Raw genomic sequence first — 14,549 nt, forward strand, 5'->3', positions numbered from 1 at the left:
GTCCGTGGGGTGGTGTCCTGGGGCGCCGGGGGCGGCGGCACGGCGACCGGCTTGACCGCCGGGACGGCGGGCGGCTCGCCGGCGGGCAGTTGCCAGGTCAGGGCCGCCACCGGGTCCACGCTGCCGGCTCCGACGACGTTGGACGGCGCCCGCGCGCCGCCCCGCGCGGTGGCGGTGATGCGGTGCACCACCTGGGTGGCGTTCAGGTCGGGGTACTTGCTGCGGACCAGCGCCGCGACGCCGGCCACGTAGCCGGCCGCATAGCTGGTGCCGCTCAGCGCAACCTGCTGCTGGTGTTCGTCGGGTAGCCCGTTGGCCAGGCCGCCGCCGTCGCCGTTGCCGATCGACGCGATGCGTTCGCCGGGGGCCGCGATGCCCACCCACGGGCCGGCCATGGTGAATCTCGACGGCTGGCCGTCCGGGGTCAGGGAACCCACCGACAGCACGTACGGCTGCCACACCGACGGGATGGACACCGAGGTGACGCCGCCCCAGTTGCGCGGATCGTCGGGTCGGCTCAGGTCGGTGAGCGGGTTGGACTCACAGGACGTCCCGCCGGCGACCGACCCGGTCGGGCCGGTGTTGCCGGCGGCGGCCACGATCACCGCGTCCTTGTCCACCGCGGCGTAGCGGATCGCGGCGCCCAGCGCCGCCTGGTCGACGGGCCGGTCGGCGGGCAGGCAGGTGAGCGTGGAGACGTCGATCACCCGGGCGCCCAGGTCGGCGGCGCGCACGATCGCGCGGCCCAGCGTCGTGACGTCCAGGGACGCCCGCGCCATCAGCGGGTCGCCGCCGGGCGTGCGCGGCGAGAACTTCGCCGACGTCGTCCTGATCGACACCACCCGGGCGGCGGGCGCCACCCCGGCAAAACCATCGTCCCCCGGCTGGCCGGCGATGAGCCCGGCGACCAGCGTGCCGTGGCCGTCGCAATCGGTCAGGCCGTCCGTCGCCTCGACGAAGTCGCCGCCCGGATCGACGTTCGGCAGCCGCGGCCCCGGCCGCACCCCGGTGTCCAGCACCGCCACCAGCTGGCCGTCACCACGCGAGAACTGCCATGCGCCAGGCAGATTCAGCGTTGCCTGGCTGGGCGTGACGGCCGCCGGGTCGCTGCCGGGGATGACCCCGGCGACGCTGCACGGGCCGCGCTGCTCCATCGGCTGCACCGGGCCCGGGGTCCCGCTCGGCGGTGGCACGCCCGGATCGACCTTCGGCGCCTCGATGGCCAGCGCCGAGGGGGACGTCCACAGCATCGCCGCCAATGCCGCTGTGAGACAGGCTGATCCGGATCGAATCATCGATTGAGTATCCAGGTGAAGATGCCGACGAGGTAGGCCATGACGGGGATGAGCGACGCGTCGAGGCCGGCCGCGACGAAGCCGGTCAGCCGGCGCACGGGAAGCGAATAGCTCTCCGGCTCGGCGATGCGCGGGTTGAGCGCCACCACGATCCACGCCGACGCCAGCGCGACGAGCACCAGCGCCGCAACCAGGGCCGCGGCGTAGCGTCCGGTCGCGGTGTAGAGCACCACCAGGACGCCCGCGGCCAGGTACGGCTGCCCGAGCAGCCACGCCTTGCACGCCGCCGAATCCCACACCCGGGCCCGCAGCACCGACGTCGCGGCCGTGGCGGCGACCACGTACCAGCCCGCGCCGCCGAGCGTTTCGGGGCGCAGCGCGATCGCCACCGACCCCAGGACGCTGAGCAGCACTGCGGCGGCGATGAATCCGTTCTGATGGGCGTCCCCGATCCGCACCCGCCGCGGCAGATCCTCGAGCACCCGCAGCGAGGGGGCCGACGGCGTGGGGTCGCCGGGCGCCGGGATGACCGGCAACGGGAAGCGCGCCCACAGCGCCGACAGCTGGGCCGCCTCGACGGTGACCAGCAGGGCGGCGACGATCAGCCCGCAGCCGATGGCGAGCGGCCGCAGGTGCCAGAGCACCTCGGCGCCCGCGGCCAGCGCCACGCCCGCGCCCACCACCGCGGTCGCGGTGAAGACGCCGACGACGCGCTCGCGTTCGGCGCCGGGAACCATCAGGGCGATCAGCGACCACGCGGTGACGCCGGCCGCGGCGAGCATGATCTGAGCCGGCCCGAACCGTCCGGGCACCGCCAACGCCAGCGCGGCGCCGATGGGCACCAGCGCGGCGATCGAGCACGCGGTCCCGGTGCGCGGCGAGCGCGTGGCGACCAGCAGGCCGACGACGGCGGTCACCGCCGCGACCACGCTGACCGCGACCAGCCCGGCCAGCGCGCCGGTGACGACGCGGTAGGCGACCGACAGCCCGGTGGCCAGCAACGCGACCGCGATCGCCGAGGCCAGCGCCCCCCGCCGGATATGCGTTGTGCCCCAGGGCTTCAGCCGGGAGGCCGAGAAGATCATGGCGGCGTCGGCGATGTCCTCGACGATGCCGGGGGCCGCCTGGCCGACGGGCACCGGCTGCAGGGCCAGCAGGTCGCCGTCCACGACGCCGACGGTGTCCAGGCTGGCGTCCAGGCTGAAGGGCGCCCCGCCGATCGGCGCCAGGCTCAGCTGGATGGCCGCACCGAGGTCGGCGGTTCCCCGGGCGGTGTCGTCGGGGTCGCCGTTGGACGCCGCCGGAATCACCAACCGCTGGACGGCGGGCAGGATTTCGCGCAGCGGCAGCTCGGCGGGCAACGCCATCTCCGTCAGCCTGCTGTCCGCAAGGATTGCCACGCGGACGATCGGCATGACGGCGCCGGACGTCACCGGTCCCTCGATTCCTGGAACATCGTTGCTCTCTTCTCTGTTGGGTGGGTCTAGGCGTGTTGGGGGGTGAAGTCTCGGGCCAACCGCTGGCCGGGGAACCAGTCGGACTCCGGCAGTAGCGCGGTCAGCTGTTCGATCGCGACGGCGATCGCGAAGGGCGTGCCGGGCGTGAAGGTCGAGACCCACTCGCCGTCGAAGGCGCGCGACGGGCTCACCAGCACCCGTCCGGCCGCCGCGTCGACGATGCTCATCCCCACCTCGGTGGTGGCCTGCCGGCCGTCGCGGCGGCAGCCGGCGACGATTTCGACGTAGCTGCGCGGGCCGGTGAACACCGACTCCACCACCGACCGCGCGGATTGCGGGATGCCCAGGTAGTCAACGATTTCGGTGAGCGAGGCGCCCGAACGCAGCCGCTCGTCGGCCCGGGCGCCGACCCGCGCCGGCATGCTGAACTCGTCGAATCGAGCCGGTGGTCGCTGTGCCAGACCGACGCCGAGGACGGGGACCAGCGCGCGCGGATCGTCGATGTCCATGGCGGTGAACGTGATCAGCTGCGCGCTGCGCAACGCCACGATCGTCTTCGCGGTGGCGGCGGAGCGCCGCGCCACCATGCCGCGCAGCAGCTCCCCGGCGCCGCCGTCCTTGGCGGGGCCCACGTAACGCAGGTCGAGCCAGCGGTCCGGAAAGCACACCACCCTGATCCAGTCGGCGACCGCCGGGTTGACGGCTCCGCCCTCGGACACCAGACCCATCCGGGTCAGCTCGTCGCGCTGGCGCTCGAGGAACGCCCGTCGTTGGGCGGCGTCGGTGTAGGGCGAGGTGATCGCCAGGACCCATGGGAAGCTGCCCGCCCCAATGGTTTCCGCGATGAACCACGCGTGATCGACCGTCAGCTCGACGGCGTTGGGTTCAGCGATCATCGCACCGGGGTTAGCCGCCCCACTTGGCGGCTTCGGCCTGGTCCCGCGCGAGCATGGACGTGGTGTTGGCTTCGTGGGTGCTGGCCATCGCCTGGTAGGCGCGCACCAGACTCTCCATCGCCTGGTTCCACTGGGCCTGCCACGCCTGGTAGGTCATCCCGGTGTCGCCCTGCCAGGCGTTGGACAGCGTCGCCTGCTCGCTGGCGATGTCGGAACCGAGGCCCTGCAGCGTGCCGGCGTAGCCCGACATGTCGGCGGCGTGGCTCAACATCGCCGGGTAGTTGTACATGATCTGGGACATGACAAGTCCTTTCGCGGTTGGTGGCGGCTAGCGGGGCGCGGTCAGAAGGCGGTGTAACCGGACGCGGCGGCCGCGTCGGCGGCGACGTAGGTGCCGGCGGCGTCGCCGAGGTTGGCCTGTGCGATGTCGAGCAGGGTGTTGACCCGCGCTGCGGCCTCGACGAAGCGGGCGTGCGCGGCCTGGAATGCGGCCGAGGCCTCACCCTGGTGGAACGCCTGCGCCGACATGGCTTCCTGCTCGGCCTGGCTGATGGTGCTGCGCATCAGCGCCGCCTTGGCGCCGAACGCCGACTGTGCGGCCACCAACTGTGGAATGTGAGCGTCCAACATGCTCATGGTGCGTCCTTTCTGTTCGGTCTCTTGGGGTTTCGCTGACTGCCGGGCATCGTGCTGACTGCCTTACCCCCCTTCCCTCGGCTCGGTCGGGCCCGCGGGGTCTTGGTCGGCGTCGTGGTCCCAGGTGCCGGGCGTCATCGGCATCCTCGGGCCGCCGCCGAACTCGCCGTCGGTGAGCTTGGTCAGTCCGGCCGCCCGGAAGGCGTGCTCTTTGCGCGCGGTGCCGGCGAAGCCCAGGACCCCGGCCCCGGCCCCGGACGCGACCGCGCCGGCCGGCCGCTCCTCGTCGCCGTAGACGGGGGGAACGCCGAAATCGGCGTCCATGTCCGCGAATTCGTCGGCGTGGTCGCGCATCGCGGCCCGCTTGCGCCGCCGCGCCCGCGCCTCGGCCCGGCTGGCTGCCGCGGCGCCCGCCGCCGGGATCGTCGCCGCAGGCGCCTTGGCGCCGCCGCGGCCGCCCCGCGTCAGGCCGACCCCGGTGCGTGTCCGCGCGTCGCGCCGCGCGGACGCCGTCCGGCCCGCGCGCGGGCCCGGCTGGCTGCCGCGGCGCCGGCCGCCGGGATCGTCGCCGCAGGCGCCTTGGCGCCGCCGCGGCCGCCCAGCGTCGGGCCGACACCGGTCTCCGGGTCACCGCCGTAGGCGACCAGATAGGCCGAAGTGGTCGGCGCGGGCGCCGGCGCCGGCGCGGGGGCCGCTCCGGAACCCGCGGCGACCGAAGTGGCCGGGGTCGCCGCGGGAGTCGCGACGGTGGGCGCCAGCGCGACCGCCGGCAGCAGCGACGCCGGCCTGGTCGAGGTGACAAGCGGCGTCGCCGCGGCCCCGGCCGCGACCGGCGCGATCTCGGCCAGCGCGCTGAACAACGAGCTCAGGCCGATGCCGAGTAGCAGCGGAATGAGGAAGGGCGCGGTCAGGATCGCGCCCCAGGTCGGCCAGCCGACGGCGTTGAAGAACACCTGGTAGGCGACGAAGAACAGCAGCGGGCCGTTGGCGGCCAGCAGCGCGGGCAGGTTCGAGAAGAAGTTCTGCAGCATCTGCTGAATGTTCTGGAAGAAGTCCTGCAGGAACTTGGACAGCTGCTGGAAGAAGTCCGAGATCGCGTTCCCGGGATCGGACGGGCTCTGCGCGGCGTTGTTCACCTCAGCGCCCGGCCGCACGATCGACGGCGCCGGGGCGCTGCGCGGCGCGGAGGCCAGCGCCGCACCCGAGGTGGCCTGGTAGGCGCCCATCACGGTGGCGGCCTGCAACCACATCCGCGCGTAGTCGGCCTCGTTGAGCGCGATCGGGATGGTGTTGATGCCAAAGAAGTTCGTCGCCACCAGCACCCCGTGTACGGCATGGTTGGCGGCCAGCTCCCCCAGCGTCGGCATGGCCGCCAGGGCGGCGGTGTAGGCCGCCGCCGCGACCTCGTGCTGCGCGGCCACGCCCGCGCTGTCGGCACTGGCCTGCTGCAGCCACGCCAGGTAGGGCCCGTGCGCGGCCGCATACTGCTCGGCGGTGGGCCCTTCCCAGGCAGCCGCCTGCGTCTCCCCCAGCACACCGGTGAGTTCGGCTGCCGCCGTGGCGTATTCGGCGCTCAGCGCGGACCACGCGCCGGCGGCCGCCAGCAGCGGCCCCGGTCCCGGACCGGCGCTGAGCAGCGTCGAATGCACCTCGGGCGGCGAGGCCATCCAGACGGGCGCGACGGGGGACGTCATTTCTCAGGCGCCCGAGAACCCGTACGTCGCGGCGGCCGAGGCGTCTCCGGCGAGGTAGCTGGCGCCGGCTTCGCCGACGCCCACCCCGGCGCGGCCGAGCTCCTCGACCCCCTGGGCGGCGACGGCGGCGTGCTCCTGGCCCTGGGCGCTGAACCCGAGCGCCGTCTGCAGCGACACCGGATCCACCGCGGGCGGAACCACCGCGATGATGGCCGGGGCGGCCGCCGCGTGCGCGGCCGCCAGCCGCGCCGTCAGCGCCTCCACCGCGGCGCTGGTCGCGGCCAGACCCTCGGGAACCACTCGCAACGTCATGACTCTCCCCTTACTGTTGCGTTTCACCGGACATCGCGGCCTCACCCACCAACGGGTTGACCAATTGCACATAGGTCGGAGCGTCGCTGTCGCCCAACAAGATCGCCCGCCCGGCCGGCAGCCGGCCGAACCGCTGGCCGCGGATCTTGCCGCTGTCCTGCGGGTTACCCGCGAGCATCAGCGTGGTCGCCTGCAAGTCGTTCAAGCGGCGCAGCAACGGGTTGGTCATCAGCGCGTGACCGGATCCGGTGGCGCGCGCCGTCACGATCACCCGCAGCCCCAAATCGGCTGCCTGCGAGAGGATTCCGATCAGCGGGGTCCACGGCCGCTGCCCGATGTACGGGCCGCTCATCGCCGGGGAGTCCGGTATCTGGTCGACGTCGTCGATGATCAGGTAGTGGGTGTGCCCCGCGTACGTCCAGCGGGCCAGCTCGCCGGGTGTCAGGCCGGCCGGCGGACGCCGCGACTCGATGAGGTTGGCCAGGCCCAGCATCGCCGGGATGACGCGGTCGACGTTGGCCGTGTATTCGTTGTCGGCGAACAACGGCTCGTCGACCAGGTGCAGCCGCCGATCCAGCACGGTGAACGCCACCCGGTCGGGCGTGGAGTTCTCGCGGATGGTGCGAATGATGTGGCGCAGCAAGGTGGTTTTCCCCGACTTGCTGTCGCCGAAGACCATCAGCAGCGGCTCGTCGGCGAAGTTGACCACGACGGGCGCGAGGTCCTCCTCGCGCTGGCCGATGACCACCTGCTCCGGGCCGCGATAAAGCGCGCCGAGGACCTCGGGGGCGAGGTTGGCCGGCAGCAGCCGCACCGGCGGCGCGGCCATGCCGGGGTAGCGGGCGTTGAGCGCACCGATCTGGTCCAGCTCCGGGGCGGCGAACAGGAAGTGCTCGGCCGCCATGGTCAGCCCGCGGCCCGGCTGGTCGTGCGGTACGGCCTCGGCGGGGCGCCGCAGCGCGCCGACGACCCGCACGTTGCTGTCCCGCGGGTCGTGCAGCTTGAGCTCGAGGCGCAGCCCGAGGCCGTCGCGCATGGCCAGCGGCACCTCGAGCCAGCTCGGGGTGGTGATCACGACGTGGATGCCGTAGGCGAGCCCGACGTTGACCAACTCGGTCACCTTGGTCAGCAACGGGTTTCGGGTGTTGAACTGGTCGGTGTTGTCGCGGCCGAACGCGTAGAGGTTGTCGATGACCAGGAACACCTCGCCGTACCCGTCGTCGGGCGCCGCGCCGCGGGCGTCGCGGAACACCTCGCGCCGCTGCCTCGACAGCAGCAGCTGCTCCAGCTCGCCGAAGGTGCGCCGGATGCGTTCGGGTTCCAGCGCGGAGGCGACGCTGCCGACGTGCGCCAGGTCTTCCAGCGCCCGTAGCTTGCCGCCGCCGTAGTCCAGGCAGTAGAACGTGACGTCGCGGGGCGAGTGCAGGCTGGCCGCCGACAGGATGAACGTCTGCAGCGCGGTCGATTTCCCGGACTTGGGGCCGCCGTGGATCACCACGTTGCCGGCCGCCGAGGTGGCGTCGAACACCAGCGGGTCGCGGCGCATCTCGAAGGGTTTGTCGATCTCGCCGAGCGGCCACTGCCACTGCCGCTGCGGCACCCCGGCCCGCGCGAGCACCGCGGTCAGCGGGATCGGCTCGTCCAGCGGCGGCAGCCACAGCTGCGGCGCCTTCGGCCCGTACTGCGCGAGCTGGTCGCCGATGGTGGCGATGAGCTTGCGCGGGGGCCCCGTGAGTTCCTCGTCTCCGACCACCGGGATGACGGTGTCCTGCTCCGGCTCCACCCGCCCGGCAGTGAACAGCTTGGGCTCCGGGGCGGCGTGCACCACAAAGGATTTGGCCCGCTGCGGCGGCTCGTAGATGCCGTCGACGTAGGTGCTGCGGAATTTGATCGGTGCCGCGCCCGGGGCGGGCACCAGGAAGCCCACGCCCTTGTGTTCCTTGCCCGATTCGATGTGGTAGGCGTCTTCCACGCCGATGATCTGGCGGGACACGCTGGGACTGGCCACCTTCAACCCGATGCGGTAGGAGGTGTTCTTGTCGATGTCCTTGATCTTGCCCACATCCAGGGTCTGCGACGCGAACAGGATGTGGATGCGGAACGAGCGGCCCTTGCGCGCAACGTAATCGAACAGCTCGGCGTATTCCGGGTGGTCGGCCAGCATCAGGGTGAACTCGTCGGCGACCACGAACAGCGTCGGAATGGGCGGCAGGTCGTGCCCCGCCGCGATCGCACCCTCGTACTCGACCACCGAGTTGAACGCGCTGCCCTGCACGCGGCGCCCGGCCTCGCGCAGCAGCGTCTCCCGGCGGGCCACCTCGCCGCGCAGCGTGTCGGCGAACCGGTCGGCCAGCGACTTCTTCTCGGCCATGTTGGAGATCACCGCGACGACCTGCGGGAAATGCCGGAAGCTGTCGGCCCCAGCCTCACCCTTGAAGTCGGCGTAGATGACGATCAGCCGGTCCGCCGAATGGGTTGTCAACAGCGACAACAGGATCGACATCAGAGTCTGGGACTTGCCGGAGCCCGTCATGCCGATCATCAGGCCGTGCGGCCCCATCCCACCCTCGGCTTCGTCCTTGAGGTCGAAGTACAGCGGTTCGCCCGTCGCCGTGACGCCGATGGGAACGCGCAACTCGTCCTCACGGCGGCGCGGCGCCCACAGGGTGGGCACGTCCAGCCGCGAGGCGTCTTCGATGCCCAGCAGCGTGGTGAAAGTGGCGCCGCGGGTGGCCGCCGAGCGCAGCCCGGTGTGGGTCGGGTTGGAGTCCCAACGCGACAGCTGGCGCGCCAGATGGGCGGCCTCGTCGGCGCCGAGGCCGTCGGCGTCGTCGATGTAGGGTTGCCACCCGCCGGTCTGCCACCGCGTGATGGCGCCGCGCTCGACGCGCAGGATCGGCCTCTCCGGATCCGAATACTGTTCGCGGTGCGGCGGTGTGGTGCCGCGATGCAGGACGGTGACGCCCGCCCGGCCCAGCGCCAGCGTCGAGGTGTCCAGGTCGAAGTCGGGGTCGTCGACGACGATCAGCAGGTGCCGCAGCGCGTCGGCGGGTCCCCCGGTGAAGGCGGGGCGGTCGACGAACGCGGGGCCGAGCAGCAGGACCAGCTCGTCGGGGTTGGTGGTCAGCAGGCGGGCCGGCCCGACGCCGTCGAGCTCTCCCGGAACGTCGGTGTGCGGAAGCCATTTCAGCCAGGACCAGTCGGGGCCCTCCAGGTCGCGGGCGACCAGCGCCACGCCCAGCACGGTCGGGTCGTGCCACGTCACCGCCTGGGCGATCCAGGCGCGCATCGCCGCCCGCGCGTCGTCCTCCTCACCCAACACGGTGATCCGCGAGACCTTGGTCAGGTCGATCCCGGTGGGCACGTCGCGCACGATGCGGTGGGTGTCGAGCAGGCCGCGTAATGCGCTGTGCGACACCGGTTCCAGGTCGATCTCGTCGGCGGTGTCGTTGACCCGCAGCGCGGTGGCCAGGGGGACCTCATGGCGGCCGGCCCGCAGCACCAGGAAGTCGGGGTCGTGCGGGTCGCGCTCCCACTGCCGGCGCGACCCGGGCACGCTCGCCAACGCCGTCGGCTCGGGGTGCGACCACTCGGCGGCGGCCCGCTGCTGGGCGGCCTGGGTGCGGATGTTGTCGCGGACCACCGACAGGTAGCGCAGGTAGTCGGCGCGTTCGGCGTCGACCTCCTCGGTGCGGGTCTTGTTGTCGTTGCCGCGATACATCGCGGTGGCCGCCAGCAGCAGCACGAACGGGAAGAACAGCGTCTGCGGGGAGATCAGCCGCATCCCGGTGGCGAACAGCGCCACGACCATGCCGACGATCAGGATCACCAGCACGTAGGGCATCGCCCGGCGCAGGAACGACGGCGGGATCACCCGCGGCAGCTCGGGCGGCGCCTCGATGTTGATGGTGCCCTTGCGGGTGACCGGCGGCGCCAGCCGGCGGCGGGCTTCGAAGATGAGTCGGCTCATCGGGGCGCTCCCTCTGCTGATGCCACGCGGCCGGGCTTGGTGTCGGGCGCCAGCCCGTCGTGCGTCAACAGCGCGTCGGCGCGCGACAGCGTCGGACCGCCGGCGAACAGCGCCAGCACCGACCACGGCACGGGCACCGCTGGTTCGCTCAGGCCAAGGGCCTCAACGGTTTTGCCGCGCCCGGCGGCCGCGCTCTCCGCCTCGTTGTCGATGCCGTAGCGCACCCCGGTGTCCGACACCCAGAACAACGACCCGGTGCCGGGCGCGCCGGCACCCCCGGTGACGGTCTGGGCGAAGTAACCGGTGCCCGGGGCCAGGGCTACCCGGGCGGCCACCAATCCGTTCTGCGGGGAGGTGCCCCCGACCAGGTCGACGGTGCGGATCGATTCGGGCACGGGCACCGCCGAGCCGGCCAGCAGGCTCAGCGAGCTGCTGGCGGCACCGGCCGGCTTGGTCCAATAGGCGCACGTGACAGGGTCTTTGGCCGCGTCAACGAGGGTGACCTGCCGGTCGGGATAGCGCGAGGTGTCCAGCATCCGCGACACCGGCAGCTTGGCCACCGCGTCGGCGCCCAACCGCGGCGGTTGGTCCAGGCCGTAGGAGTTGGTGTTGCGCAGGATCGCCGCGAGCACCGGGGAGATGGGCTGCAGGCCGTCCGGCAGCACCGCGTAGTAGCGGGCCCCGCCCGCCGAGTTCTGGTCCAGCGCTTCTAAGTTGAAGGACACCACGACCGCACCGATCGGTGCCGGCGCGCCGAAGCCGGCCGGGGCGCCGGCGTTCGGGATGGCGGGCGCCGTCAGCGCCGGCGCCTCGGGGATCGCGTTGAACAACCCGAGCGCGATCGGCCGCGGCGCGGGGATGTCGGAGTTGTTGAGCCCCAAGCCGAGCGCGTTCGTGACGGCGTGGTCGGCCAGGTTGAGCTGGCTGCGCCTGCCGTCCCAGAGCAGCCAGGTGCTGTTGCCCTTCTCGTTGGGGGAGTCGACCAGCACGGCCTGTCCGGCGTCGAGCTTGGCCGCCCGCGCGCCGCTGCTGTCGGGCCGGCCGGCGATCACCGTGACACCGGTGCTGTGCACGGCGCGCGCGGTCCCGGCGATCCCGTCGCACACCGTCCAGTTCGCATCGCGCGTGGTGTTCTGCACCATGCGCTCCGGAGCGCCCGGGATGCCGATCAGGTTGCCGCGCGGGAATCGGTCCAGCTCAGCGCTTTTCACGGTGACGGGGTTGACCGGCTTCCCGACGATCAGCCGGGCGGAGGTCAGGTTGAGCACCGGATGCAGCTGGTCGCCCACCCGGACGTAGAGGGCGGCCGTCGACCTGTCGGCGAGCACGGCGTTGGTTCCCGCCGTCCCGTTGGGCCGGATCAGCGAGAACACGAAGCAGCCCGCGAGCGCGGTGGCCAGCAGGACCACACCCATCAGCACGGCGCGCGACTGGGTGCGCAGCGGGTCGACGAGCATCCGGGTGTCGTGCAGGGCGATGCCGGAGGCGATGCGCCGCATCACGAACCGCCAGCCGCTGACCTGGTGGCGGGTGACGAAACCGCGGCGGAACTCGACCTTGTCGGGGTTGTCGTTGACCGGGGTGCGTGAGGCGAACGAACGCCGTGCGCCGTCCCACTCGCCGGACTCGTTGTTCGATGTCATGCCGGCACCGACAGCCCGAGGCCACGCAGCAACGGCTCCACCGAGTTCTCGACGTCTTGGTCGGTGATCGTCATCAGCTCCTCGTCACTGAATTCCCCGGTCCCGGCGTGATCCGAATGGTCGAGCCGGAATTCGCGTTCTTCCTCGGAGCGTTCGACGATGTTGCGGACGAACCGACCGTTGCCGGCGATGTCCAGGTTGCGCCGGGAGATGCCGTTGGCGTCCGGCGTCGATTCGGTGGCCAGCTTGGTGAACAACGCCTCCATGTGGTCGAGCGCGGCCGGCTCGAAGACGCTGTCGCGCTGCTCGGCCATCTTGGTCGCGATCTCGACGAGCTCCGGGGGTGCGTAGGAAGGGAAGTCGATGTTGCGCGTGAACCGGGACCGCAGGCCCTCGTTGGTGTCCAGGAATTTGTCCAGGTCGGCGCGGTAGCCGGCGATGATGACCACCAGCCGGTCGCGGTCGTTCTCCATCCGCGCCAGCAGGGTGTCGATCGCCACCAGCCCGAAGTCGTTCTTGGCGCCGGTGGCCACCAGGGCGTAGGCCTCGTCGAGGAACAGCACCCCGTCCAGTGCGCTGTCGATGATCGCGTTGGTCTTGGCCTCGGTCTCGCCGATGTGCTGGCCGATCAGGTCGGCGCGGTGCACTTCCCGGATGTTCTCCCGCTTCAAAAGCCCCAGCCCGCAATAGATCTTCGCGACCACGCGGGCGATGGTGGTCTTGCCGGTGCCGGGCGGTCCGGCGAAGACGAGGTGATGGGCGCGCTGCGCGACGGCCAGCCCCCGCTGCTTGCGCACGAGTTCCATGGCCACCGAGCTCTTCAGCCGCGACACCTGGTTCTTGACCTCGTCCAGGCCGATGAACTCGGCGAGCTGGAGTTCGGCCTCGTGTAGCAGCACGGACTTGCGTTCATGGGCCGCGGGGTCGACGAAGTCCTCGGCGCTGGGCTCGGTCTCCGGATCCCAGGGATCGGTGCGCGCATCGATCCGGGCCGCGTTGGTGGTCACGATCCCGAAGCTGGTGTCGGACAAGGCCTGTTCGATCTGTTCGTTTTCCGGATGGGCCGCATACAGGTCCTGCAGCACCTCACTCGCCGAGTCCTCGTCGACGTGCGCGCGCAGCACCAGCGCCTTGGCCAGCGCCCCGTCGACCGCCGCCACCGCGACGGGACCGTCGGGTTCCTCGAGATAGGACAGCGCCGGGGCGAACATGCCCAGCCGCGCGAGGGCGGTGCCCAGCGCGATCCTGGCCGCGTGGGCGAAGGCTTCGTCGAGGCCGGCGTCGTTGACGACCGGTGTGAGGAGCTTGACGACGTCCGACCACCGCTCGGCGCGGTAATGGACGACGACGGCGACCCAGCGGGCTTCGTGCCAGTTCGGGCGGCGCGCGGTCAGGCCGGTGACGATCCGGTCGGCGTCGGCGAACCGTCCGGCGGTCCCGAGGGCCGCCGCGTAGGCGAGGTGGAACTCGTCGGGGGTGGCGGCGCGGAACTGCAAATAAAGGCCGGTGTCGTAGCGGAAGCCGAGCGCGCCGGGCGCCAGGTCCACCCTGCGCTGCAACGCACCGGTCGTCGCCGCGGTCCGCGCCACCGCCTCCAGCACCCGCGCGGACGTGTCACCGGCGGCCGCCAGCCCGGTCCAGGCGTCGCACTGGTCGTGGGCGATGCGGGTCAGCGCCGTGAACCCGGAGCGGGCGGCGGCCAGGTCGGCCGGGCGCTGCCGCTGGTACACCGAGAGGCCGAGCGCGCGGCAGCACGTGGCGAACCGGCTCACGACGTCGCCGTCGACCCGGGCCTCCGCGCGGGAATTGACGGGCTGAGCGGCCAGCACGCCGGTGTCACCGAGTTCCACGGCCACGTCTTTCCATTTGTGTAGCCTCCCCTAACTTGACCCGCCTGAAGTTAGCATTGCATAAGCTAAGTGTCGAGGCGTCGGGGGCCATCGGCGTCACCACGCCACACCCCGGTCGATTCCGCTGATAAGGATGCTAACCAGGACGATTGGCCGCATTTTCGGTCTTAATCTCCGTCTCAGTAGGTTGGCAGGCCCTTGGCAGTCGCTTCTAAGCGGTCGAGCTTATCGAAAATCATTTTCATTATCAATCCGGGCGGTGCCCACTTTGGACCGCCGGACAAGGCAGTAGTCGTCCGTCGCACCGGGAAAGTTCCGGTCCCGATCGGCTTCGTCAGTCCGGTGCCCAATTGCCCGGCAACATGGGCAGCGACGGGCCGCCGCCGAAATCGTCGCCGGCGAGCGTCGCGAGTCCGGATGCGTCGGTGCCGCCCTTGCTCGCGGTCCCGGCGAAACCCAATGGCCCCGCACCCCGGTCCGAAGCCACCGATGACCCGACTCCTGCGAACGCATCCGCCTCCGGGCCGGTGTCCGGCTCCAGGTCCGCGTATTCGTAACCGCGGTAGTGATCCTGCATCGCCGCCCGCCGGCGCCGCCGGGCCCGCCGCTGCTCCCGCGCCGATGCCGCCGCCACCGCCGCGGCCGCGGCGGAATCGGGCTCCGGCGCCTTGCGTTGCGCGCCGGCGCCCATGCCCGTGCCCGACCCGACGGTAGGACCGCCCACCAGGTAGGGGAAGGGGGCGCTCCCGATGCCGGCGGGTGGTGGCGGGGTTCCGGTCGCCGGCACCGAGGTGGG

Annotated in this window: 9 protein-coding genes and 2 pseudogenes; all 11 read right to left on the reverse strand. The window is 71.8% G+C overall.

Going from position 1 to position 14,549, the window contains the following annotated elements; translation table 11 throughout:
• Positions 1-1,295: type VII secretion-associated serine protease mycosin (gene mycP, locus C1737_RS16930; protein ID WP_102419990.1), on the reverse strand; the 1,295-nt coding region annotated here is incomplete at its 3' end.
• A complete protein-coding gene (gene eccD / locus C1737_RS16935) occupies positions 1,292-2,710 on the reverse strand; it encodes a type VII secretion integral membrane protein EccD (RefSeq protein WP_102419989.1) in 1,419 nt (472 codons plus the stop codon). The genes mycP and eccD, both read right to left, overlap by 4 nt.
• A 68-nt stretch (positions 2,711-2,778) precedes the next feature.
• Positions 2,779-3,648 (reverse strand): ESX secretion-associated protein EspG, encoded by an 870-nt coding sequence (locus C1737_RS16940; protein WP_102418953.1) that lies wholly within the window; start codon positions 3,646-3,648, stop codon positions 2,779-2,781.
• Between the two features lie 10 nt (positions 3,649-3,658).
• Entirely contained in the window at positions 3,659-3,949 is a 291-nt protein-coding gene (locus C1737_RS16945; RefSeq protein ID WP_055404733.1) for a WXG100 family type VII secretion target, read from the reverse strand.
• A gap of 41 nt (positions 3,950-3,990) precedes the next feature.
• On the reverse strand, positions 3,991-4,284 hold the full coding sequence (gene esxG, locus C1737_RS16950; RefSeq protein WP_067926893.1) for a type VII secretion system protein EsxG: 294 nt from the start codon (positions 4,282-4,284) through the stop codon (positions 3,991-3,993).
• A gap of 63 nt (positions 4,285-4,347) precedes the next feature.
• Positions 4,348-5,978, reverse strand: a pseudogene (locus tag C1737_RS16960) (PPE family protein).
• A 3-nt stretch (positions 5,979-5,981) separates the two neighbouring features.
• Positions 5,982-6,290, reverse strand: a complete 309-nt coding sequence (locus C1737_RS16965; protein ID WP_102418955.1) for a PE family protein — start codon at positions 6,288-6,290, stop codon at positions 5,982-5,984.
• 10 nt (positions 6,291-6,300) lie between these two features.
• Positions 6,301-10,260, reverse strand: coding sequence for a type VII secretion protein EccCa (gene eccCa / locus C1737_RS16970; protein ID WP_102418956.1), 3,960 nt, complete (start codon positions 10,258-10,260; stop codon positions 6,301-6,303).
• Positions 10,257-11,903 (reverse strand): type VII secretion protein EccB, encoded by a 1,647-nt coding sequence (eccB, locus tag C1737_RS16975; RefSeq protein ID WP_102418957.1) that lies wholly within the window; start codon positions 11,901-11,903, stop codon positions 10,257-10,259. Before eccB ends, eccCa begins: the two co-directional genes overlap by 4 nt.
• Positions 11,900-13,753, reverse strand: coding sequence for a type VII secretion AAA-ATPase EccA (eccA, locus tag C1737_RS16980; protein ID WP_067926947.1), 1,854 nt, complete (start codon positions 13,751-13,753; stop codon positions 11,900-11,902). The genes eccB and eccA overlap by 4 nt, the downstream gene beginning before the upstream one ends.
• Before the next feature lie 334 nt (positions 13,754-14,087).
• A pseudogene (locus C1737_RS16985) lies at positions 14,088-14,549 on the reverse strand (hypothetical protein); the annotation flags it as partial.

The sequence above is a fragment of the Mycobacterium sp. 4858 genome, assembly GCF_900240975.1.
Classification (GTDB): Bacteria; Actinomycetota; Actinomycetes; order Mycobacteriales; family Mycobacteriaceae; genus Mycobacterium.

Bases quoted from the DNA above. Each gene is read 5' to 3' on its own strand.
- eccD (WP_102419989.1), bottom strand. From the start codon at position 2,710: ATGCCGATCGTCCGCGTGGCAATCCTTGCGGACAGCAGGCTGACGGAG.
- C1737_RS16940 (WP_102418953.1), bottom strand. From the start codon at position 3,648: ATGATCGCTGAACCCAACGCCGTCGAGCTGACGGTCGATCACGCGTGG.
- C1737_RS16945 (WP_055404733.1), bottom strand. From the start codon at position 3,949: ATGTCCCAGATCATGTACAACTACCCGGCGATGTTGAGCCACGCCGCC.
- esxG (WP_067926893.1), bottom strand. From the start codon at position 4,284: ATGAGCATGTTGGACGCTCACATTCCACAGTTGGTGGCCGCACAGTCG.
- C1737_RS16965 (WP_102418955.1), bottom strand. From the start codon at position 6,290: ATGACGTTGCGAGTGGTTCCCGAGGGTCTGGCCGCGACCAGCGCCGCG.
- eccCa (WP_102418956.1), bottom strand. From the start codon at position 10,260: ATGAGCCGACTCATCTTCGAAGCCCGCCGCCGGCTGGCGCCGCCGGTC.
- eccB (WP_102418957.1), bottom strand. From the start codon at position 11,903: ATGACATCGAACAACGAGTCCGGCGAGTGGGACGGCGCACGGCGTTCG.